Origin of the sequence: Campylobacter sp. W0014, assembly GCF_020135975.1 — a bacterium.
Lineage (GTDB): Bacteria > Campylobacterota > Campylobacteria > Campylobacterales > Campylobacteraceae > Campylobacter_D.
In genome coordinates this window covers 1-21766 of the sequence record NZ_JACHTR010000022.1, presented here as the reverse complement: position 1 = coordinate 21766, position 21766 = coordinate 1, and the positions used below count along the sequence as shown (strand labels likewise).

At 29.1% G+C, this 21766-nt stretch carries 22 protein-coding genes; 2 read left to right on the top strand and 20 right to left on the bottom strand.

Annotated elements, in window-relative coordinates; all coding sequences use genetic code 11:
- Positions 1-7 precede the first annotated feature (7 nt).
- From H2277_RS07215 to H2277_RS07195, 5 genes are all read right to left on the bottom strand, one after another.
- Positions 8-343, bottom strand: a complete 336-nt coding sequence (locus tag H2277_RS07215; protein WP_337201661.1) for a rod-binding protein — start codon at positions 341-343, stop codon at positions 8-10.
- Positions 343-1389 (bottom strand): flagellar basal body P-ring protein FlgI, encoded by a 1047-nt coding sequence (locus H2277_RS07210; RefSeq protein WP_337201660.1) that lies wholly within the window; start codon positions 1387-1389, stop codon positions 343-345. Before H2277_RS07210 ends, H2277_RS07215 begins: the two co-directional genes overlap by 1 nt.
- Positions 1390-1459: 70 nt before the next feature.
- Entirely contained in the window at positions 1460-2122 is a 663-nt protein-coding gene (locus H2277_RS07205) for an RsmD family RNA methyltransferase (RefSeq protein WP_337201659.1), read from the bottom strand.
- The gene (locus tag H2277_RS07200) at positions 2115-2498 is read right to left on the bottom strand and encodes a hypothetical protein (protein WP_337201658.1); all 384 of its coding nucleotides are present in this window, start codon (positions 2496-2498) and stop codon (positions 2115-2117) included. Before H2277_RS07200 ends, H2277_RS07205 begins: the two co-directional genes overlap by 8 nt.
- A complete protein-coding gene (locus H2277_RS07195; protein WP_337201656.1) occupies positions 2495-3568 on the bottom strand; it encodes a DUF5644 domain-containing protein in 1074 nt (357 codons plus the stop codon). Before H2277_RS07195 ends, H2277_RS07200 begins: the two co-directional genes overlap by 4 nt.
- A gap of 91 nt (positions 3569-3659) precedes the next feature.
- Here H2277_RS07195 and H2277_RS07190 point away from each other — a divergent pair, with 91 nt between their 5' ends.
- Positions 3660-4478 (top strand): thiamine-phosphate kinase, encoded by an 819-nt coding sequence (locus H2277_RS07190; RefSeq protein WP_337201655.1) that lies wholly within the window; start codon positions 3660-3662, stop codon positions 4476-4478.
- Positions 4447-5565, top strand: coding sequence for a tRNA pseudouridine(13) synthase TruD (gene truD, locus H2277_RS07185; RefSeq protein ID WP_337201654.1), 1119 nt, complete (start codon positions 4447-4449; stop codon positions 5563-5565). The genes H2277_RS07190 and truD overlap by 32 nt, the downstream gene beginning before the upstream one ends.
- 2 nt (positions 5566-5567) lie before the next feature.
- On the opposite strand, the gene prfB is transcribed toward truD, so the two are convergent.
- The 15 genes from prfB to H2277_RS07110 form a co-directional block, all read right to left on the bottom strand.
- Positions 5568-6665, bottom strand: coding sequence for a peptide chain release factor 2 (prfB, locus tag H2277_RS07180; RefSeq protein WP_337201653.1), 1098 nt, complete (start codon positions 6663-6665; stop codon positions 5568-5570).
- Positions 6666-6904: 239 nt separating this feature from the next.
- Positions 6905-8512: a hypothetical protein gene (locus H2277_RS07175; RefSeq protein WP_337201652.1), complete on the bottom strand. Its 1608-nt coding sequence runs from the start codon at positions 8510-8512 to the stop codon at positions 6905-6907.
- Positions 8513-8682: 170 nt separating this feature from the next.
- Positions 8683-9861 (bottom strand): type II secretion system F family protein, encoded by a 1179-nt coding sequence (locus H2277_RS07170; protein WP_337201651.1) that lies wholly within the window; start codon positions 9859-9861, stop codon positions 8683-8685.
- Positions 9848-11404, bottom strand: coding sequence for a GspE/PulE family protein (locus H2277_RS07165; protein ID WP_337201650.1), 1557 nt, complete (start codon positions 11402-11404; stop codon positions 9848-9850). Before H2277_RS07165 ends, H2277_RS07170 begins: the two co-directional genes overlap by 14 nt.
- Entirely contained in the window at positions 11397-11978 is a 582-nt protein-coding gene (locus H2277_RS07160) for a transformation system protein (protein ID WP_337201649.1), read from the bottom strand. Before H2277_RS07160 ends, H2277_RS07165 begins: the two co-directional genes overlap by 8 nt.
- Positions 11975-12571, bottom strand: a complete 597-nt coding sequence (locus H2277_RS07155; RefSeq protein ID WP_337201648.1) for an ATP-binding cassette domain-containing protein — start codon at positions 12569-12571, stop codon at positions 11975-11977. The genes H2277_RS07160 and H2277_RS07155 overlap by 4 nt, the downstream gene beginning before the upstream one ends.
- Complete coding sequence (gene mshL, locus H2277_RS07150; protein WP_337201647.1) at positions 12564-13982, bottom strand: pilus (MSHA type) biogenesis protein MshL; 1419 nt, start codon at positions 13980-13982, stop codon at positions 12564-12566. Before mshL ends, H2277_RS07155 begins: the two co-directional genes overlap by 8 nt.
- Entirely contained in the window at positions 13960-14298 is a 339-nt protein-coding gene (locus H2277_RS07145; RefSeq protein ID WP_337201646.1) for a transformation system protein, read from the bottom strand. The genes mshL and H2277_RS07145 overlap by 23 nt, the downstream gene beginning before the upstream one ends.
- Before the next feature lie 8 nt (positions 14299-14306).
- On the bottom strand, positions 14307-17867 hold the full coding sequence (nifJ, locus tag H2277_RS07140) for a pyruvate:ferredoxin (flavodoxin) oxidoreductase (protein ID WP_337201645.1): 3561 nt from the start codon (positions 17865-17867) through the stop codon (positions 14307-14309).
- A 77-nt stretch (positions 17868-17944) separates the two neighbouring features.
- Positions 17945-18592, bottom strand: coding sequence for an HAD family hydrolase (locus tag H2277_RS07135; protein ID WP_337201644.1), 648 nt, complete (start codon positions 18590-18592; stop codon positions 17945-17947).
- Positions 18589-19554: an OmpA family protein gene (locus tag H2277_RS07130; protein ID WP_337201643.1), complete on the bottom strand. Its 966-nt coding sequence runs from the start codon at positions 19552-19554 to the stop codon at positions 18589-18591. The genes H2277_RS07135 and H2277_RS07130 overlap by 4 nt, the downstream gene beginning before the upstream one ends.
- A gap of 117 nt (positions 19555-19671) precedes the next feature.
- Positions 19672-20061: a 30S ribosomal protein S9 gene (rpsI, locus tag H2277_RS07125; RefSeq protein ID WP_137620190.1), complete on the bottom strand. Its 390-nt coding sequence runs from the start codon at positions 20059-20061 to the stop codon at positions 19672-19674.
- 1 nt (position 20062) lies between these two features.
- A complete protein-coding gene (gene rplM, locus H2277_RS07120; RefSeq protein ID WP_337201642.1) occupies positions 20063-20488 on the bottom strand; it encodes a 50S ribosomal protein L13 in 426 nt (141 codons plus the stop codon).
- A 431-nt stretch (positions 20489-20919) separates the two neighbouring features.
- Entirely contained in the window at positions 20920-21132 is a 213-nt protein-coding gene (locus H2277_RS07115; RefSeq protein ID WP_337201667.1) for a BspA family leucine-rich repeat surface protein, read from the bottom strand.
- A 91-nt stretch (positions 21133-21223) separates the two neighbouring features.
- On the bottom strand, positions 21224-21349 hold the full coding sequence (locus H2277_RS07110; RefSeq protein ID WP_337201641.1) for a hypothetical protein: 126 nt from the start codon (positions 21347-21349) through the stop codon (positions 21224-21226).
- Positions 21350-21766: the final 417 nt, after the last annotated feature.

The window sequence follows — 21766 nt, the reverse complement described above, 5'->3', positions numbered from 1 at the left end:
AAAAAACTTAACCCCTTTCTTTTAAAAAATCGTATAATAATTTTGAAAAACCCATACCACCGCTTAAAGCTTTACTGATGGTGTCATTATACATAGATGAATAAATTTCATCACTCGCATCTTTTCCAAAAAGTGAATTTTGAGATTTTAAGGACACGTCTAAAACTTGTTTTAAAAAAAACGCTTCAAAAGCGTCAGTTTGTTCTTTTAAAGCCTCGTCTTCTTTGGTTTTAGTGACTATATCATTATCATTTATTTTGATACGATTCTCTAGACTTCTTGATGCTTTATTTAATAAAACATTATCCATATTGAATGTATTTAAAAAATTATCCACTTTCATTATATAATCTCCAAATCAGCTGTAATTGCACCTGCGCGTTTTAAATTTTCCATGATAGCTATAATATCATTTGGAGTTGCTCCAAGTTTATTAAGCATTCTTGCAATATTGGCAACTGTGCTTTTTTTGTTATTGATCCTTAAGGTATTTGAACTAGGATCTATAAAACCACCATCTTTCATATCAATTTCATTTTGATTTGGTGTGGTGTTATTGTTAGGATCAATTTTGATTGTGATATCTTTATGAGTGATCAATACAGGTTCAACCTCTACATCAACACCTGCGATCACAGTTCCTGTTCTTTCATCGATAATCACTTTGCTTTCTGGAGTATAAGCTATATCTTGATTTAAAACTCTTGCCATAAAATCCACATTTGAAAGATCTTCTGGCTTTTTAAGTTTTATAGTACGTGAGTCAATCGCTTTAGCAACATCTTCTCCAAAAACATTATTTAACACTCTTTCTATATTGCTAGCAGTTTGAAAATCAGCCACTTTTAAACTTAAAGTTAAATCATTATTTTGGCTAAAATTTTGCGGAATTTCTCTTTCTACATTGGCTCCACCCATCACAGTTGCTGCTGTAGAATGACTACCTGCGCCACCTGGTCTAGCTGTGAGTCCTCCGGTTGAAATCGATCCTTGTGCGATTGCATAAATTTCGCCATCAATCCCACGAAGTGCGGTGAGCAAAAGCGTTCCACCTTGTAAAGATTTTGCATCCCCTAAAGAAGATACTGTAATATCAAGTTTATCTCCACTTTTAGCAAAAGCTGGAAGTTTTGCTGTTACCATTACAGCGGCTGTATTTTTTGATTTGATATCTGCTGGATCTACTTTGATATTCATACCTTGTAAAAGATTGGATACTGATTGTAGAGTAAATTTAGAACTTGTTCCATCTCCGCTACCATTAAGACCAACCACAAGTCCATAACCTATAAGTTGATTATCTCTAACACCTACAGTGTTTGCTACATCCTTGATTTGTATTGCAAAAATACTTGTCATAAAGAGTAAAAAAAGCATTAAAACTCTCATGGATTATTCCTTTAATCTATGTTATTACATAAAATAAAGCAAAAAGTGTTCCAATTTTAAGAGTTTAATTTTAAAGGGTATTTTCGTAAAAACCAAGAGTAGTTAGGCCAAATTTTTTGGATTTGTTTTTTTGAAATTCTTCTATGTTTTGTGGGAGTTCTATTTTAGAATGATGCTCAAAAATGACTTTTTCTATATTTTTTCGGTTAAGATTTTTTAAAAGATTTTCAATGTCTTCATAAATTTTTTCAAAACCTTTTCTGATGTCAAAAGGTGGATCAAGATAAAGAAAAATAGGAATATTTTCTTGAGTTAATTTTTCGATCAGTTGAGGTAAAATTTCAAAAGTATTTCCTTGTATCACATTTAAATTTTGATCGATTTTAGAATTTTGAACTGCGATTTTATAAGCGTTTTTATCAAGCTCAATCGCATAGGATTTTAAAGCAAAATTGCTCAAAGCTTCAGCCGCCATCAAAGCACTTCCGCCAAAAGCTTCTATAAAAATTTTATTTCTTAAATTTTGTCTTATGACATTAAAAACACAAGCTTTGACTATGCTTTTAGTGCTTCTTGTTTTTTCAAGCGAAGGTAGAAGAAGTTTTTTTCCTTTGTATTGCCCACTTTCTATAAAGGTATAAATTTTTATTGTTTGATTTTTTTTATTTTTTGAATCTGAGATTTTTTGATATTCTTTTAAAAAATCTTTTACGCGAATAAAATCTTCACTCATGTATCAAAGCTTTAACAAGTTTATCTTTAAGTTCGCTAATAGCAAGATCTATTTTTATTTGGTAATCTTTTCTAAATTCTTCCGCTATGGAATCAATTTTTGCTTCTAAAATTTTTCTTTTTTCATCCGCGAGTTTTTGAGCAGTTGTCTTTAAAGCATTATCAAAATCATTTAAAGATTTAAATAAAGCTTCCTTGCTAAAAGGCACACTCAAAAAAGGAGAATTATCAGCTATAAGAAATAAAGGTTTGCTTGAGGGAATTTTTTCATCACTAATGATGAAATCACAATCTTTTTTCATCACTAAGTGTTCTTTTAAAAAAAGAGCCAAAGCTCTTTCTATAATGATATCTTTACATTCTAAAGAAATTTTCATATCAAGGTTACTTTTAATTCATGATTTTGCAAAGATGGACTTTTAATACCTTGAATTAAAGATAAAAATTCTAAATGACTTAAAATGTAAAAATCTTTAAAATCTCTATTGCTTATACTCATAAGTTTTTTAGCACAAGTATCAAACATATAAAAATCTTTAGGATTTTTTACAACTAAAAAATCGCTTCCACTATCATAAGCATCTAAAAGAATTTTTGCCGCCATTTTATAACCGAGTTCGCTATTGAGTTTTAAAAGATCAAAGCCATTATTTTTGTCAGAATTTTCGTATGAAATAGATTTTGCTTTGATTTTTGATCTTAAATTATTACAAGGCTTAAAGCCATAGAAAGCTATATTGAAATTGCTAAAATCATGCTTGACTTGCCCAATTTCTTTTATTTCATTTTCAAAAGCACTATTTTTAGGTAAATCAAAATACAATAAATCTTCATCAAAAAGTCCCAAATTTAAAATTTCTTTTTTTAAATTTTCAATCACATTCTCTACTTTTTTATTGGTGCCATTAATATGATAAAAGATTCCTTTTTCAGGATCAGAAATAGCTTTTAAAATCTCCACTTTTTTATCTGGATATTTTTTGATCATTTCAAACGCAAGGTAAAATAAAGCATCCCCCATATACTCAGGAAGAAATTCTAAAATTTCATTAGCATAGTATAGATAGTCGTATTTTTCATAAAATTTTTTATCTTCTTCGTTTCCAAATGGAGCAAGATATTTGTATTTGCTTAAAAAATCATCCTTATTAATGATCAAATCTTTTATCGCTCTTTTTGTGCTTAGCGGTTCAATAACAAGATTAAAATCATGTTTTTTAATCAACTCTTCCAAAGGGGTATTGAGAGGTAAAATTTGTTTATTAACAACTATATGAGAATTCTCATTTTTTTCAAATTCGAAATAAATATCATCATCTTGCACTTGCAAAAGCAAATCATAAAGAGTGGCAAAATTTTCATAATTGCGGTAAAGATAAGGCTTATAATAACTCTCGTAATCTTTATTTTTATCAAATCTAAAAAGTCTAAGTTCTAAATTTCTCATAATTTTTTCCTTGATATCTTTAGAATAAATATTATATAAAAAAAAATTAAAATTTAATAGAATTTAAAAAGAAATTTCATAAAATTTTTTTATGAATAAAGAAGATTTTATAATTCATGTTTTTTTAAATGAAAAAAATGGTGATGATGGCGCTATCGTTGATCAATGGTGTTATAGTAAAGATTTATTTTTTGAAAATGTGCATTTTAAAAGGGAATGGTTTACTTTAGAGCAAATTGCCACTAAGGCAATGCTGGTAAATATTTCTGATGCTATTGTGATGAATGCTGAGCCAAAATACGCACTTTTAGGGCTTGCTTTACCTAATTTAAGCAATGAAGAAATCAAAACTTTACAAAAAGGTTTTTTAAAAACAGCAAAAAAATTTGGTATAAAAATCATAGGTGGCGATACGATTTATAATCATAAAATTGATATTAGCGTTACTATTATCTCTAAAGTTAGAGAAAAAGCTGTGTTTAGAAAAGGCTTAAAAAAAGGACATTTGCTAGCTTATACGGGGAATTTAGGAGAGAGTTTAAAAGGACTTGAAATTTTGCAAAATGGTGGTAAATTAAATTTAAACCATCGCTTTATAAAACCAAAATTAAGACAAGATTTTTTTTATGAAATTGCCCCTTTTATTTCTTGTGCAATGGATATTTCAGATGGATTGAGTAAAGATTTATCAAGACTTTTAGCAAAAAATAAATGTGGCATTGAATGGCTAAAAAATTTAGATGATTATACTCTTTATAGTGGAGAAGAATATGAAATTTTATTTGCTTTTGATGAAACGCAACGTTTTAAGATAGAACAAATTGCAAAAAAACATCGCGTAAAATTAAATATTTTTGGAAAAGCAGCGAAAGGAAAGTATGAATTTAATGGAAGAGAACACCATTTTTAAGCCTTTATATAGTTTAAAACACGCTCCTATTAATGCGTATTTTAGTAAAAATAGTGATGATTTTGTGGTGCGCGAAAAAGCCTTGTATGAATTTAGCGGTAAAGGTGAGCATCTCATTTTGCACATTAACAAAAAAGATTTAAGCACCAACGAAGCTTTAAGAATTTTAAGTGAAGTTAGCGGGGTAAAAATACGTGATTTTGGTTATGCTGGACTTAAAGATAAGCAAGGATCAACCTTTCAGTATATTTCTATGCCTAAAAAATTTGAACATACTTTAAACAATTTTTCTCATCCAAAATTAAAAATTTTAGAAACTTTTACACATGAAAATAAATTAAGAATAGGGCATTTAAAAGGCAATTCTTTTTTTATCCGTTTGAAAAAAGTTTTACCAAGTGATGCTTTAAAACTTGAGCAGGCTATTATCAACTTAGACAAACAAGGTTTTGCTAATTATTTTGGATATCAGCGTTTTGGTAAATTTGGGGATAATTATAAAGAAGGGCTTGAAATTTTACGCGGTAAGAAAATGAAAAATGTCAAAATAAAAGAATTTTTAATTTCAGCTTTTCAAAGCGAACTTTTTAATCGTTACTTAAGTAAAAGAGTCGAGTTATCGCATTTTTCAAAAGAATTTAGCGAAAAAGAGCTTATGCAAATTTATCATATCTCTAAAGAAGAAGTTAAAAGTTTAAAAAAACAAGAACATTTTTTCAAGCTCTTAAAAGGTGAGGTTTTGGGACACTATCCTTTTGGTAAATGTTTTTTATGCGAAGATTTAGAAAGTGAGATTAAGCGTTTTAAGGCAAGAGATATTAGTTCTATGGGGCTTTTAATAGGTGCAAAAGCGTATGAAGCTAAAGAAGGTTTAGCTTTAAATTTAGAGAATGAAATTTTTAAAGATGCTTGGGAATTTAAAACCAAAATGCAAGGTTCAAGACGCTTTATGTGGGGATACTTGGAGGATGTTAAGTGGCGATACGATGAGCAAAAAGCACATTTTTGTATAGAATTTTTCTTACAAAAAGGCTCTTATGCTACAGTGATTTTAGAGGAGATTTTGCATAAAAATTTATTTGAATAAAATCACTCCGCTTTTAAAGCGATCAAAACGCCTTCAATCATTTTTTTAATATCTCCATCTAAGATATTATCTACTTGAGAAAAGGCTTCTCCGCTGCGATTGTCTTTGACTTGCTGATAAGGAAAAAGCACATAAGAGCGGATTTGATGCCCCCAGCCTATCTCGCTTTTTTCGCCCGAATTTGCACTATCTTGTTGCTTCATGAGTTCAAGTTCATAAAGGCGAGATTTTAGCATTTTAAAAGCGGTTGCTTTGTTTTTATGTTGACTTCTATCATTTTGGCATTGTACGACTATGCCTGTTGGAAAATGTGTGATTCTAACGGCTGATTCTGTTTTATTGACGTGCTGTCCACCTGCACCACTAGCACGATAATAATCAATCCTGATATCTTTTTCTTCGATTTCAATCTCTATATCATCATCAAGTTCAGGACTTACCATAACACTTGAAAAGCTTGTATGACGACGTCCGGCACTATCAAAAGGAGAAGTTCTTACTAAGCGATGAATTCCATTTTCAGCCTTTAAATAACCATAAGCATTATCACCCTTAACTAAAAAGCTTACATCTTTAAGTCCTGCTTCATCGCCTTCTTGAAAGTCAAGAGTTTCAACCTTAAATCCTTCTCTTTCGCAAAATCTTAAATACATTCTATAAAGCATACTTGCCCAGTCATTACTTTCTGTTCCGCCTGCTCCTGGATGAATGGAAACAATTGCGTTTTTGTTATCATTTTCTCCACTTAAAAGCATGGAAATTTCAAGGCTTGTTATCGTATCTTCAAGTTTTGGCGCATCATTAAATAAAGCTTCTAAGGTTTGCATATCGTTTTCTGCATTAGCTAAATCAAAAAGTTCGCTTGCATCATCAACAGCCGATAAAGCTTTTTCGTATTTTTTTAATAAATTTGCAATTTTAGTTTTTTCTTTTCCGATAACTCCAGCTTGTTTAACATCGTTCCAAAAAGAAGGAGAATTTTCTAGCTCTTCAATTTCCTTAAGCCTTTCTTGAATGCTTTGTGGTTTAATGATAGAGGCTATATTGCCTACTTTATTTTTAAGAGTTTTTAGTAGTTCGCTAAATTCATAATTATCCATAAAAATTTCTTTCTCAAAGTTAATTTTTACATAATTTTAACAAATTTTATCAAAAAATAAGCTAAGTCTATTTTTAATCGTAGTGGGTATAACTATCATCAAAGTTGCTTGGGATTATTTTTCTTAAATTTCAAATTTATTTAAAAAATACAAAAATACCTTTCAAAAATAATCAAATTCAATCTTAGATGAAAAATTATGCTTTTTTCTTTTTAAATTCTTTTTTAAGTTTTCTTATCTCAAACCACAATTTGATATACCCCCCCCCCGTACCAATTATTATTAGCTCTTATTAAAGCTTCTCCTAATTTATAAGATAAATGCTTTTTAAATTTTAAAGCTTCCTCATAATCAGGATAAGATTCTAAAGGAGGTAATTTTAAAGAAGAATCTTTTTTTATTTTTTGTTTATAAATTTTTTGTTCTTGTTTATAAGTTAAAAGTGTAGATAATAAATAAATTGGCATCAATATAATTCCAAAAATACTTTTGGAATTAATAATCATAGTTTGTCCTAGTTTATAAGAAAGTTGGTTTTGAATTCTTTGTTTAGCTGAATTAGTTTGAGTATTTGATAATTGAGTGTTTAAAGTATTGATTTGATTTTGCAGAAGGGCTAGTTTTCTTGAATCCATTATACTACAATACTCATCTATAATTTCTTTATACCACTCTACTGGAGGTATAAGGTGATTGAAATTATATTCTTTATCGATTTCTATGTTTTCTTTGCTCAAATTTTCAAAATCAATATCTTCATTATGATAGTTTCCCTCTGGGGATGCAAGAAAGAAGGCAATAATATCACTATTGTCTATTTTTATCGCTTTATTATCCCAAATTGCAACATTAGTATAATATTCGCTATATGGAAGATTGTTATTATTTATAATTATCGTTTCATTATCGATTTTAAAATCTATGCTATTTATATTAATAAATTGATTTAAAAAAGCCATTTCTTTTGTAAGAATTTGTGTTTTACTTTGTATTATAATGCTTGAATATGTTTTTATGCATTGATTCCAATTTTGCGGAATGTTAAAATTTTCCTTCCAGTCTTCTTTATTATTCCAGCTATGAAAAGCCAATAAAGTATATTGATTTAATAAATCGGGAAATTTTAGTTTTGTGATATTATTTATTCTATAAATTTTTTCATCATATACGGAGTTGTTAATATGAATTAACTTTAAATTACCTTCAATTAATTTCATATCTATCGGAGTGCAAATTTTAAATTTAGGATTATCGTTTTTACAGTCTATAAATTTTGATAGTTGAAAATAATCAATATTTTTTATAATATTTATTCCGAGATTTCTCATAATGAATCCAAATGAATGCCCACCACCATCATATCTTTTTCCAAATTCTTCTAAATTTTTAATATTATAATAATTTTGAATATCTATAACGTTAAAACCATACTTATTTGCAAATTTTTTATGTAGATTGTTAATTAAAATATGAATATTTCGATTTTTTACACAGTATTCCGGAAGGATAATAATTAAAACTCTTTTGTTTAGAGCAAAAAGCTCTTTGTAAAACCAACTTAATTGTCTATAAATTAATTTCAGACTTAATTTTTCTGGAGTTAAACCATGATTGTGGATTTCATTAACATTGGATTCTGTAATTATTAAATTTGCACTATTGACAATTTCTTTATGTCTAATTATTTCGTAAAGATTTTGAATAGCGGTACAGCCTCCAATAGCGAAATTATAAAATTTTAAATCTTTTTTGTGATTGTTAATTTCATTAATACCTTCTCTTAAACCTCTTTGCAGACCATTTATCATTACAGAATTGCTTCCGCCAAGCAAAACTACATTTTTCATAGAAATCCTCTGAAGTTTTTTGTTATAATTTTAAAAAACTTATTTTATCAAAAAAAACAAAATTACAAATTTAAACTTTATAAATTTTTAACCAAATAACCAACGTTGAATTGATAAATAAATTAGTTCTACGCTAGAAAATTTATAGCTTAGTTATAAAAACAATTAATTTAATAACTTACTCCAGAGCTAAGCTCCCATATAGGCAGAAAAATACCAAGGGCTAATAACAAAACAAGTATTGCCACAAATAAAGTCATTAAAGGTTCAAGTAAAACTAAAAATCTATCCATAAGATTTTGCATTTTGTTTTCATAATATTTTGAAATTTCCTCAGTTAAAAATTCAAGTTTAGAACTTTTCATCGCAATACTTAACATAGAAAGCACCAAGGGATCAAATGTACCTATTTTCTTAAAAGCATGAGTAATTTCAAGTCCAGAATCCATAAAAGATAAAAGTTTTTTATATTTTAAAATAATTAGCTTATTTTCAAGCCCCAAAATCGCTAAATTAAAAGCCTTAGAAAGTGAAATTCCATTTTTTAAAAGTAAAGAAAAAACCATAAAAAAATAATAATTTTGACTATAAATAATGAAATTTGAAAATAAAGGTATTTTTAAAAAGATAAAATCGCAAATATAAGCAAAAAAATAAGATTTTTTATACATAAAATAAACAAAGATAAAAACAAACACTGATAAAAAAGCAAGTATCGCGATATAATTTTGCAAAAAATCATAAATTTGAAGCATGATGGTGGTTATGAAAGGCAAGTTAATATTTAAATTTTCAAATAAATCTTTAAAATTAGGTATCACATAAAGCATCAAAAAAATAAAAGCCACACAAACACTAACAAAAACAAACAAAGGATATCTCATGGCTTTTTTAAATCTCTTTTTATTTTCTAAGCTTTTTTCTCTAAGCGTAGCAATTTGCAAAAAATTTTCACTCAATTTTCCAGTGTTTTGTGCTACTTTTATTAGGGCTAATTCTGCATAATTTAACCCAAAATTAGCGTTTTCAAAAGCAAGATTTAAATTTTGCCCTAAAAGCAAATTATCAAGAACTTTACTTATACCTTTAAAAGAATGAATTTTTACAAGCTCTTTAAAGGCTTCTTGTATGCTTAATCCAGCTTCGCAAAGCAAGGCTAATTCTTTAAAAAAGAGTATGAAATATTCACTATTTATTTTTTTTAAATGGCTATTTTGTTTTTCTTTAATGCTGATAATTTTCCAATTTTTATCCAAAGCTTTAGCTTGTGCAGTGTTTAAATTTTCAGCCCTAATAAGTTTTTTATACTTTTTTTGCGCCTTAATGATTTCAAGCTCATAAAGTTTCATTTAAAACCCTTAAAAGCTCATCTATACTCGTAATACCTTCTCTTGCTTTTTGCAAACCCTGCTCAAACATGCTTTGAAAGCCTTTGTTTTTCGCAAGTATCAAAATTTCACTCTTGCTTTTATTTTCTCTAATAGCTTGAGAAATCTCATCATCCACCTTTAAACACTCACCAACCAATTCTCTACCTATAAATCCACTTTGATGACAATACTCACAACCCCTAGCCTCAAAAAAATTTCCTTGAAATTGCTTGTATTTAGTGCTTTTTTGTTTGCATCTTGGACAAAGCTTTCTGACTAAACGTTGTGCGATAATTAAACTAAGCGCAGAAGCGATTAAATAAGGTTTTGCTTTCATATCTAAAAGTCTATCTATCGTAGAAAGCGCATCGTTTGTATGCAAAGTGCTTAAAAGCAAATGTCCGGTTAAAGAAGCTTTTAAAGCTATATCAAGGCTTTCTTCATCTCTAATCTCGCCTATCATAATAATATCGGGATCTTGCCTTAAAATAGCCCTTAAAGCATTATTAAATTCAAATCCTGCTTTAGGATTGAGTAAAATTTGCTGAATTAAAGGCATTTTATATTCTATAGGATCTTCTGCTGTGATAATTTTCTTTTCTATACTCTTTAATGCATTTAAACAAGCGTATAAAGTAGTACTTTTGCCACTTCCTGTTGGGCCTGTAAGTAAAATCATCCCATGAGGAGATCTTAGGGCTTTTTTTAAAATCTCGATATTTTTCTTTCCTAAATTTAACTTTTCAAGCTCTAAAATTTCTTTATTGTGCTTTAAAATCCTTATAACCACACTTTCACCGTTTGATAAAGGTAAAGATGAAATTCTAAAATCGTATTTTTCTTCTTTAAATTTAAGCTCAAAACTACCATCTTGAGCTTTTCTTGATTCTGCTACATTCAAATGGGCTAAAAATTTAATATGAAAAATCAAAGCTTCATAAATATCTTTTTCAAGATCAACAAATTTCTTTAAAATGCCATCCACCCTAAATCTTATCAAAGCATCATTGATCCTAGATTCGATATGAATATCACTCGTATTTATTTTAAGTGCTTCTTCAAGGATAAAATAAAAAATTTGACTGATGCAAGTTTGGTTTTCTTTTGCACCCTCTTGCCATTCAAGTTTAAGTTTGATGCTTAATTTTTTCAACTCATCTTTAATACGAAGAATGTTTAGAAATTTTAAAATTTTAAACTCATCAGCAAATGCAATTTCTATTTTTTCAATATTTGTAAAAATTTTTATTTGTTCTAAAAGCTCCAAAGAACAAGGTTTTGCACTGACTATATATAAAATATTCTCATCTTTTATCGGCAAAACTTGAAATTTTAAAAGTATATTAAAAGGAAAATCTTCACAAAATTTTTCATCAAATTCATTTAACTCAATAAATTTCATATTTAAAAAAGAGGCTAATTTCTTTAAAAAATCTTCACTTTGTATGTTAAAATTTTGATAAATTTGATCAAGATTTATTTTTTGATTTAAATAATCCTCGAATAAATTTTGATCAATCATTCTTTAACTCTTTATCCAATTCAATAAATCCATAAGAATCCAAATAGGCATCTAAGGCTTTTTTAGCTTCATCTTTATAGCCTAAGGCTATTTTAGCCTTAGCAAATATCAACCAAGAATCCTCAGCTTTTTTATCTATGTCATTAGCTTTTAACGCCCAAAAAATAGATTTGTTATAATCTTTTATCTTATAATACTCACGAGATAAAATTAAAGCCTTTTCATAGCTAGGATTTTTATAAAAATTATTTTTTAATTTAGTGATGTTAAATACTTTAGAATCAATTTGTATCTTAGAGATGGTGTGATTATTTTCTTGTATGAGTTTTTCTCTTATTATTTTATTTTTTTCCTGCAAGATCTTAGCTTTTATAATGTTTTGCTCTAGCTCTTTTTTATAATTTAAAGCTTTCAAAGATATTGATTTTTGTTTATAATGATTTTGCATAATGAAAAAAATAATACCCATTAGCAAGCCAATCAAAAAGAGATAAAATAAATTTTTAAAAAATTTTTTCAGCAAATATTTTTTATAGGCACTTTCAAGATCACGCACTCTTTCTTGTAAATTCATTTTAAAAATCCATTCTCTAAAGCACAAAGTTTTAGTACATAATCTTGACTTTTTGTGTTTTTAAAATAAAGATTGAGTTCGCAAAAACTTTTAAGCATTTTATCAACATATCTTAAATTTCCTTTGTAAAATTTCATTATTATTTTCATTGCTTTATGAGAAAAATCGATATTAAATTTTAATTGAATATATTGATGAAGCTCTTTGATATTAAGCTTTTCAAGCCAAAAAACTGCCTCAAAACGACTTTTAAAATAATCTTTTTCAAAAAGATCTATTTTTTTATGAGAACTCAATATAAAACTCATTTGATCACTATAAATTCGAATAAGTTCTAATATTTTTTCCTCATACATACCCACTTCATCGAATATTAAAACATTCTTTTTTCTTTTTTTAACAATGTCTTTAAATTCTTTCTCATTTAAAAAAATTTCATCGATGTAATCAATATCGTGATATTTTGCTAATCTTTGCAGCAAAACACTTTTTCCACTCCCACTCAAGCCGCAAATTAAGATCAAAGTTTTATGTTTTAAACTCTCATTTATCTTTGAAAAAATTTCTTCTCTTAAATTCACAATTTTATTCATAATATTTAAATCCTAAATCCCTAAGACTTGGAAAATTAGCATTATCAACTATAGTAGGTGTTATGATAAAAACAATTTCTGTCACATCCGATATCTCTTCATCGGATTTAAATAAAGCTCCTATTAAGGGAATATTAGACAAAAAATTAACAGAATGCTTATTTTCACCATTATTTCTTGAAATAAGTCCGCCTAAAATAAGAGTTTGATTATTTTCAACCTGAACAACGCTTGATAGCTTTTTTTGTATCGTATCTGGAGCGATGGTGCGTGGCTCCTTTTGTCTTTTCTTATCTTCTGGATATTTAAAATCGCTTAAACTTGGATTGATTCTAAGCATTATTTTACCATCATCAGAAATTTCTGGCAAAATATTAAGCAAAATTCCTATAAAAATAGAATAATTACTATAACTTTCACTCACCGTTGTTCCATTTTCTGTTCCCTTAGAACTTTCTTTAACTTGATAATTGATCGTATCTCCAACTGAAATAATAGCTTGCTGATTATTTAAAGCCATGAGCTTAGGATTGGAAAGTACATAAGTTTTTCCATTTTGAGAAATAAAGTTGATAATAGAATCAAAATTTAAATTTGCCCTAAAACCTAAATTTTTCACAAAACCTTGTCCATTTTGAAAATGGATAAAAGAATTTTCACCACTTTTTGTTTTGGAATTAAAATCCAAATTAAAATTTTGCCAATTAATGCCACTAGAATGGCTTTTATTAAGATTTACTGCAATAATACTAACATCAATAATCACTTGCTTTTTTAAACGGTTTTCAAGTTTTTGCAAATATTCTCTAACGCGTTCTAATTGAGAATGAGTGCCTGTAACTATTATAATTCCAGCATTTGAATTGACTATAGGTGCTTTTATTTCATAGTTTTCATGAGAAGAATTAAGCAACATAGTGATTTCTTTTTCTATATTTTGCCAAAAATCAAATTTTTCCATGCTTTTAATCATATTATCTTCATTATCTTCAGATGAAGTTTTAAATTCACTTTGCCTTGGTTTTGCATCCACCGAAGCTTTAGTGATACTTTGACCTTCTCTAATTGAAGTGATATAACTTATTTTAAAAATTTTTGTTTTTAAGGCTGAAATTTTCAAAACCCTGCCGTTAAATTCATAAAATAAATCATGCTCTTTGATAAAAAGATTAAAAATCTCATCTAAACTCATTTGATGTATATTAATATCACTTTGAATGGTTTTTAATTTTTCTTTAGCAATCTTATCTTTTACGATAATACTAAATGAGCAATAATTTGCAAGTTCTCTAAGACTTTCTTCCAAACTTGTATTTTCATGAATATTGATATCAAATAAACGTTTTTGACAATCTAAAGCATAAAGGATTTGAGTAAAAAATAAAATCTTAATAAATATTAATCTTATCATTGGTTTTAAAATTAATTTTAAAATTTAAAGTATCGTATTGCAATACTATATCTTTTTTATTAACTTGAACAATTAAAGCGCCTTCAATTCTATCACCTTTTTTATACCAATGATTATTGATTTTTACTTGATCTAGCATGATAGCTGCTATAGTAAGTTTTTTTATTTTTTCAAGGGTGGGATTTAAGAAAGGATTTTGAAGATTTTCAAGATCTGCGTCGCATTTAGAATTTAAAGATCTGAAATATTCTTCAAAATCATCTTGTGCCATTGAAAAAGTAAAAAATAAACAAATGGCACAAAAAAATCTTTGCATTGCAAATTCTAGTTTTCTAACTCATTGCTAAAATCAGCTATAGCAATGCGTTTTAATTGTCTATAACGACGTTGCGCATCTTTTTTGTTTCTTTCGAACAATTCTTTTGCGTGATCTGGATTTGATTTTTTCAAAGCATTGTAACGAACTTCATTCATTAAAAAGCTTTCATAAAGATCCCACTCAGGCTCTTTGCCGGCTAAGGTCAATGGATTTTTTCCTTGCTCTTGTAAACGAGGATCGAAAGTATAAAGTGGCCAATAACCACATTTTGTAGCAAGTTCACTTTGTTCTCCAGAATAACCAAGACCACCTTTGATACCATGTGCTATACAAGGAGAATAACAAATAACCAAAGAAGGACCATCGTAAGCTTCAGCTGCAACCAAAGCTTTAACCAAATGACTATAATTTGCGGCGGAATTAACTTGAGCTACATAAATATAACCATAAGTCATTGCAATTTGACCTAAATCTTTTTTCTGAATAGGCTTACCTGCGGCAGCAAATTGTGCTACAGCGCCAGTGCGAGATGATTTAGAGCTTTGACCTCCAGTATTAGAATAAACTTCAGTATCAAGTACTAAAATATTTACATTCTCACCACTTGCTAAAACATGATCAAGACCGCCGTAGCCAATATCATAAGCCCAACCATCACCACCGAAAATCCAATGAGATTTTTTGCTTAAATATTGTTTTAAATCTAAAATTTCTTGAGCTGCTTTAATATCTTTATTTTGCTCTAAAATTGGAACTAATTTATTTCTAATTTCAACCGAAGCAGCACTATCATCTTTATTTGCAATCCATTCTTTAAAAAGTGCCGCTAAAGCATTTGGAACTTGCTGCATATTTTCATTCATAATAACTTCAATGCGATGTCTTGTAGTTTCAGTAGCAACTTTCATACCTAAACCAAATTCTGCATTATCTTCAAACAAAGAGTTACCCCAAGCAGGACCGTGTCCATTTTTAACACTTTTTCTATAAGGGGTAGAAGGAGCTGAACCACCATAGATTGAACTACAACCTGTTGCATTAGCAATAATCATTCTTTCCCCAAATAATCTTGTGATCAAAGTAATATAAGGAGTTTCACCACAACCTGGGCATGCACCATGGAATTCAAACAACGGTTGTGCAAATTGCGCACCTTTTGTACTTTCTTTGTTTAAAATTTCATCTTTATAAGTAATTTCTTTAAATAGATAATCAGCATTTTCCTGCTCTCCAAAATCCATTTCTTCTTGAAGCGGAACCATAACTAATGATTTTTCTTTAGTTGGACACTCATGAACACAAAGTTCACAACCTGTACAATCAAGAGGAGAAACTTGAATTTTAAAGCTTAGTTTTTCACCTTTAGTTCCTTTTGCTTCTAAAGCGTGATCTTTAACTCCACGTGGAGCTTTTGCCATTTCTTCATCATTGATTAAAAATGGTCTAATAACCGCATGCGGGCACACAGAAGCACATTGGTTACATTGTATACAATTTGCCTCAATCCATCTTGGAACCATAACACCTACACCACGTTTTTCATATTCAGTCGTACCGTGCTCAAAACTTCCATCCTCGTAACCCAAAAATGCTGAAACAGGTAAATCATCACCTTTAGCGGCATTCATAGGTTTAACGATTTTTTCAACAAATTCAGTACCTTTGTAAGCACTGGTTTGTTCTTTTTCTTTAATTTCTAGATTTTTCCAGCTAGGATCTACTTCTACTTTTACAAGTCCATCTGCACCTACATCAATAGCTTTGTAATTCATTTCTACAATAGCATCACCTTTTTTACTATAAGATTTATAAGCAAATTCTTTCATATATTTTTGTGCATCTTCATAAGGAATAATTTTTGCAAGTTTGAAGAATGCTGATTGCATAATAGTATTTGTACGATTTCCAAGTCCTATTTCGCGTGCCAGTTTTGTCGCATTGATAATGTAGAAATTAATTTCTTTCTCTGCTAAAGTTTTCTTAACAGAATCAGGAATTTGTCTGATAGTTTCTTCAGCACTCCAAATGCTATTTAAAAGGAAAGTTCCACCCTTTCTAATTCCTGCTAATACATCATAAAGTTCAAGATAAGCTGCTACTGAACAGGCTATGAAGTGAGGTGTTGATACAAGATAAGTTGAGCGAATTGGTTTTTTAGAGAAACGCAAATGGCTTCTTGTATAACCTCCTGATTTTTTAGAATCGTATGCAAAATAAGCTTGTGCATAAAAATCAGTTTTATCTCCAATAATTTTAATAGAGTTTTTATTTGCGCCTACTGTTCCATCAGCGCCCAAACCATAAAATAAACATTCTATTGTGCTTTCATCTCCAAGAGAAATTTTTTCACCGGTTGGTAAAGATGTATGAGTTACATCATCAACAATACCTACTGTGAAACCATTTTTTGGATTATCAAGTTTTAAATTTTCAAATACAGCGATCATTTGTGCAGGATCAACATCTTTAGAAGAAAGTCCGTATCTTCCGCCAACAATAATTGGAGCATTTTCTCTTCCATAGAAAGCTGATTTTACATCAAGATAAAGCGGTTCTCCTAAGCTACCTGGCTCTTTAGTTCTATCAAGCACTGCGATTTTTTTAACTGATTTTGGCATTACATCAAAGAAATATTTTAAGCTAAATGGTCTATAAAGGTAAACTTTTAAAACACCAACTTTTTCACCTTTCGCATTTAAATAATCCACAACTTCTTCAAGAGCTTGAGTTACAGAACCCATAGCAATAATAATGCGATCTGGCTCTTTGTGTCCGTAATAAGTAAATGGTTTATACTCTCTACCAGTAATTTTTGAAATTTCTTGCATATATTCATTAACAACATCCGGTAAAGCATCGTAAAAACGATTTGCCAATTCTCTAGTTTGGAAATATATGTCATCATTTTGAGCTGTTCCACGTGTTTTTGGATGTTCTGGATTTAACGCACCATTTCTAAATTCTAATAGAGCTTTTCTATCTAGTAATCTATCAAAATGCTCATAATCCATCACTTCGACTTTTTGAATTTCATGACTTGTTCTAAAACCATCAAAGAAATGTAAAAATGGAACTCTACCTTTAATGGCAGCCAAATGAGCCACACCAGCTAAATCCATAGTTTCTTGAACAGAATGAGAACAAAGCATTGCAAAACCAATTTGTCTTGCTGCATAAATATCTTGATGATCCCCAAAAATCGATAAAGCTTGAGATGCTAAAGAACGTGCTGCAACGTGTATAACACAAGGTAAAAGTTGTCCTGCAATTTTATACATATTTGGAATTTTTAATAATAGACCTTGAGATGCAGTATAAGTTGTTGTTAAAGCACCTGCTTGTAACGATCCGTGAACGCTACCTGCCGCACCTGCTTCACTTTGCATTTCTACAATTTTTACAGGCACTCCAAATAAATTTTTCTTTCCTGCAGCAGCCCATATATCGGTATAATCTGCCATAGGAGAACTTGGAGTGATAGGATAAATACCAGCTACCTCTGTAAAAGCATATGCTGCATAAGCAGCAGCTTCATTTCCATCCATAGTTTTCATTACTTTACTCATTAAGACCTTCCTTAATCAATATTTTTTATCAGCAAGACTATACTACGAATTCTCTTAAAAGGTGTTTAACAAAAACTTCAAATTTGTTTAATATTTAGTATATGACAAATTGCTTCGTATGCACTTGGGAAAATTTGGGAATATTTTTTTAATTCATTCTCATCACCATAACCACAACTTAAAGCTATAGGAGTAATATTAGCCGCTAAAGATGCTTGTACATCCAAAATAGTATCACCAATCATATAAGCATTTTCTTGAGTTTTGTTTAATTTATCCAATGCTAAAAGTATAGGTTCTGCATCTGGTTTTGGTTTTTTAACATCATCAAGAGTGATTAAAGTTTTAAAAAATTTTTTAATTCCTAAAGATTCAAGCAAAATAGGAGTAAAAGTTCCTCCCTTAGTTGTCACTATGCCCAAATCAGCAAAATCATAAGCAAGATGTAAAGTTTCATTGACTTTTGGAAGTAAGGTTGTTTGCTCTAAATAAATTTTAGAATAACACTCACGATAAGTTTTAGCAAATTCATCAATCAAATTAGAATTGCTAGGATAGAGCATTGCAAACATATTTTTTAACGGATGGCCTATAAGATCTTTAATTTTTTCATCTTCTTTTACATCTAAATTAAGAATTCTTAAGGCATCTTTGAAAGAATTTAAGATGGCATTTGTAGAATCTATCAAAGTGCCATCTAAATCAAATAAAATAGTATATTTCATTGTTTTTGCTTGAGTATAAATTTAGCTTCCACTCTTCTATTATCAGCTCTTCCTTCTTTAGTCGCATTGCTAGATCTTGGACGCTCTTCGCCATATCCTATAGTCTCAATACGATTTTTATTCACTCCGTATTTTTCAAGTTCTTTAGCAACATTTTGTGCACGTTTTTGAGAAAGCTTTTTATTATAAGCTTTTGAACCTATATTATCAGTGTGTCCTTCAAGAATGGTATTGTAATTTTTATTTTCATCTAAAACCTTAGCAATTTTTTTAATTTTTTGACTAAAGGCTGGATTAATAGTAGTTTTATCAAAACCAAAATATCCCTCCAAAGAAATCACTTTTTCTTTTTCACTTTTATCAAGTACAAATGTTTTTGTTTGTGATTTTTTTTCAATTTGTCTAGCTAAAGGTTGTTTAAATTCATTTTTTAAATTTTGCTTTTTTTCTCCACCAAAACCAAAACTAAGACCTAAAGTTGTAACCCAGTTGTGATTAGCATCATTAAAATCAATTTGATCTCTTGTTTCAAGTCTTAAAGCCAAAGAATCGCTTAGATTAAATTTAATTCCCACTCCATATTGTCCAAATCCGCCACTTTTATTATCATAGGCAGCATTAGAAAAATTCTCATAGCCACCGCCAGCTAAACCATAAAAATAAAATCTTTTATTTAAATCAAATCCTTTGATCGCGTTTAAATAAGTTCTCGATATATCTGTAGTTTCATGAGTATTGGTATATTTTACATTGGAATAATATTCAAAACCTAATTCCACTTGATCTAGCCAAAAATCATCAAAATGATAACCAAATCGAATGCCAGGAGCATAATGATTTTTCATATCTAAATTACCCTCAAAATAATTATAATTGAAAGTTGGAGTTATTTCAAATTTAATATTTTGATCGGCACCAAATAAAGCACTTGCTAAACCTAAACCTAGTAATAACCTTTTCATAAAAATCCTTTAAATTGATAATAAATTTTAAATGTAAAGATTATAACATAAAAATAAGAAAAGAAAGAAATAATTAAAGTATAAAAATAAGCAGCGAGAAAATTCTCGCTGTAAAGATTAACGTTTAGAAAATTGTGGACTTCTTCTTGCTTTGCGACGACCGTATTTTTTGCGCTCTACAGTTCTGCTGTCTCTTGTTAGAAGTCCTTTTGGTTTTAATAAGGCTCTAAAATCTGCATCCATAGCCGCTAAAGCTCTTGCAATACCATGTCTTAAAGCTTCAGCTTGTGCGCTATAACCACCACCTAGAGTAGTCGCTTTAATATCCATAGAAGTTTCTTGCTTAGTAGCAAGTAAAGGTTGAACCACTTTAAGCTTAATAGCTTCATGTCCGCCAAGCCAAGTATTTAAATCAACACCATTAACGCTGATTTTACCACTACCTGGTTTTACCCAAACTTTTGCAATAGCGGTTTTTCTTTTACCTGTTGCATATGTTGTTGCCATATTATTTTCCTTCTTTAGCAATTTGTGCTGTATGTGGATGCTCACTGCCAGCATATATTTTTAGTTTTTTAAGCATTGCTCTACCCAAATTTGTTTTAGGAAGCATACCTCTAACTGCTAATTTATATAATTTAGCAGGATTTTTTTGAAGTAAATCTCCAAATTTTTCACTTTTTACACTTCCAAAATATCCAGAATGTCTATGATAAAGCTTATCTTCAGCCTTATTAGCACCTGTAAATACAGCTTTTGATGCATTGATAATGACTACATAATCTCCACAATCAACATTAGGTGTAAAACAAGGTTTATTTTTACCTCTTAAAATTGTCGCTACTTCGGTTAAAAGACGACCAAATCTTTTTCCTTCTGCGTCTAAAACAATCCATTCTCGCTTTACTTCGTTTGGCTTTGTTATCTTTGTCATATTTTTTACCTTTGCCAAAAATTTAAAATGTGATTGTATAAAAAATAATCTTAATATTTACTTAATTTAAGTTTAAATAAAGAAATAATAAAATTATGCTAAATGTTTATTTTTTATACAATTTAAACCTTATATAAAAAAATAATTTTAACAAACCCGCAATATTATTGCAAAATAAGATATAAATTTAATTCACCTCAATAAAAAACTAGGAAATTAATTCTTTAATTTCCTATTAAATATCTTATAAATCAATATTGTTTATTGTTTTGTTTTCGTTTTATACCACTTGGTGGATTATACTTTAAAGGACATCCCAAAAACGCATTTTTACATTCTTTTAAATTTGCAAACTCCTAATTATCCAAACATTGATCAAAACAAATAGCTTTTTGAAAAGTTTCTTCCATAGAAATTACTTTACTTACATTTCAAATACTTATATCGCCATTAAATGTAAAAGCACAATAAAACATTTTATCAATATTTTTCGCTTTACTCATATCCCATTTATTTAAATTTTGATTAAAATATCTCGCATGTTCAAACATAGAGATAAATTCTTGACCTTTTCCTACATCCCATTTGCTTAAATCAACATTCATATTTTCACAATGATAAAAACAATTAGAGAAATTTTTAATATGCGAAACATCTCAAGATTCTATCCCGTCAAATCTTTCTCTGTACATAAAAGCACTTTCAAGTGAGTTAAGATATATTAAATAATACAATCTAGGCTACTTTAGCGATAAGATATTTTTTTCTATCTTGCGCATATTCTACTAAAAATATAAGTTCTATATTATTCATTGGACAATAAAATTGATTTTGCATAGCTGGTTTTTTACCAAAAAGCACTTTGGAAAAATTGGAACTTTTAAGCGCCTCTTCTGCATTTTTACCATTTAGTATAGACTTTAATAACTCTTTTAACCTTGCAATATTACAGCTTTTTTTGCAGCAGCTACATCTGACTCTGACTCGAGAGTTTCCCTTATTCTAATCAATACAATTCGATAAAAAGATTTTGGAGCCTTATATTTATCATCAAAAAATTCTTTATAAACTTAAAAACTTTTCGCAAGCTTATATAGCATCTTCAGCGATTGCAATATTTGGATTTTCATTTATCAAACGCACCGCTTCAAGCACTCTAGCATTTTTATAGCCTCCAAAAGCCCTTTATCGCTTATTTTGCTAAATTTTCCAAAGCTTTATCCAAATCTTTAGCCTCTAAAAGTGATCGAAGAATTTTGCAAATCTCACTTAAATCTT

Coding starts and splice junctions, on each gene's coding strand:
- H2277_RS07195 (WP_337201656.1), bottom strand. CDS start 3,568: ATGAGAAATTTAGAACTTAGACTTTTTAGATTTGATAAAAATAAAGAT.
- prfB (WP_337201653.1), bottom strand. CDS start 6,665: ATGGATAATTATGAATTTAGCGAACTACTAAAAACTCTTAAAAATAAA.
- H2277_RS07210 (WP_337201660.1), bottom strand. CDS start 1,389: ATGAGAGTTTTAATGCTTTTTTTACTCTTTATGACAAGTATTTTTGCA.
- H2277_RS07145 (WP_337201646.1), bottom strand. CDS start 14,298: ATGCAAAGATTTTTTTGTGCCATTTGTTTATTTTTTACTTTTTCAATG.
- truD (WP_337201654.1), top strand. CDS start 4,447: ATGAATTTAATGGAAGAGAACACCATTTTTAAGCCTTTATATAGTTTA.
- H2277_RS07175 (WP_337201652.1), bottom strand. CDS start 8,512: ATGAAAAATGTAGTTTTGCTTGGCGGAAGCAATTCTGTAATGATAAAT.
- H2277_RS07205 (WP_337201659.1), bottom strand. CDS start 2,122: ATGAGTGAAGATTTTATTCGCGTAAAAGATTTTTTAAAAGAATATCAA.
- H2277_RS07130 (WP_337201643.1), bottom strand. CDS start 19,554: ATGAAAAGGTTATTACTAGGTTTAGGTTTAGCAAGTGCTTTATTTGGT.
- H2277_RS07215 (WP_337201661.1), bottom strand. CDS start 343: ATGAAAGTGGATAATTTTTTAAATACATTCAATATGGATAATGTTTTA.
- H2277_RS07170 (WP_337201651.1), bottom strand. CDS start 9,861: ATGAAACTTTATGAGCTTGAAATCATTAAGGCGCAAAAAAAGTATAAA.
- H2277_RS07190 (WP_337201655.1), top strand. CDS start 3,660: ATGAATAAAGAAGATTTTATAATTCATGTTTTTTTAAATGAAAAAAAT.
- H2277_RS07200 (WP_337201658.1), bottom strand. CDS start 2,498: ATGAAAATTTCTTTAGAATGTAAAGATATCATTATAGAAAGAGCTTTG.
- H2277_RS07135 (WP_337201644.1), bottom strand. CDS start 18,592: ATGAAATATACTATTTTATTTGATTTAGATGGCACTTTGATAGATTCT.
- H2277_RS07160 (WP_337201649.1), bottom strand. CDS start 11,978: ATGAATTTACAAGAAAGAGTGCGTGATCTTGAAAGTGCCTATAAAAAA.
- nifJ (WP_337201645.1), bottom strand. CDS start 17,867: ATGAGTAAAGTAATGAAAACTATGGATGGAAATGAAGCTGCTGCTTAT.
- H2277_RS07155 (WP_337201648.1), bottom strand. CDS start 12,571: ATGAATAAAATTGTGAATTTAAGAGAAGAAATTTTTTCAAAGATAAAT.
- rpsI (WP_137620190.1), bottom strand. CDS start 20,061: ATGGCAACAACATATGCAACAGGTAAAAGAAAAACCGCTATTGCAAAA.
- H2277_RS07165 (WP_337201650.1), bottom strand. CDS start 11,404: ATGATTGATCAAAATTTATTCGAGGATTATTTAAATCAAAAAATAAAT.
- mshL (WP_337201647.1), bottom strand. CDS start 13,982: ATGATAAGATTAATATTTATTAAGATTTTATTTTTTACTCAAATCCTT.
- rplM (WP_337201642.1), bottom strand. CDS start 20,488: ATGACAAAGATAACAAAGCCAAACGAAGTAAAGCGAGAATGGATTGTT.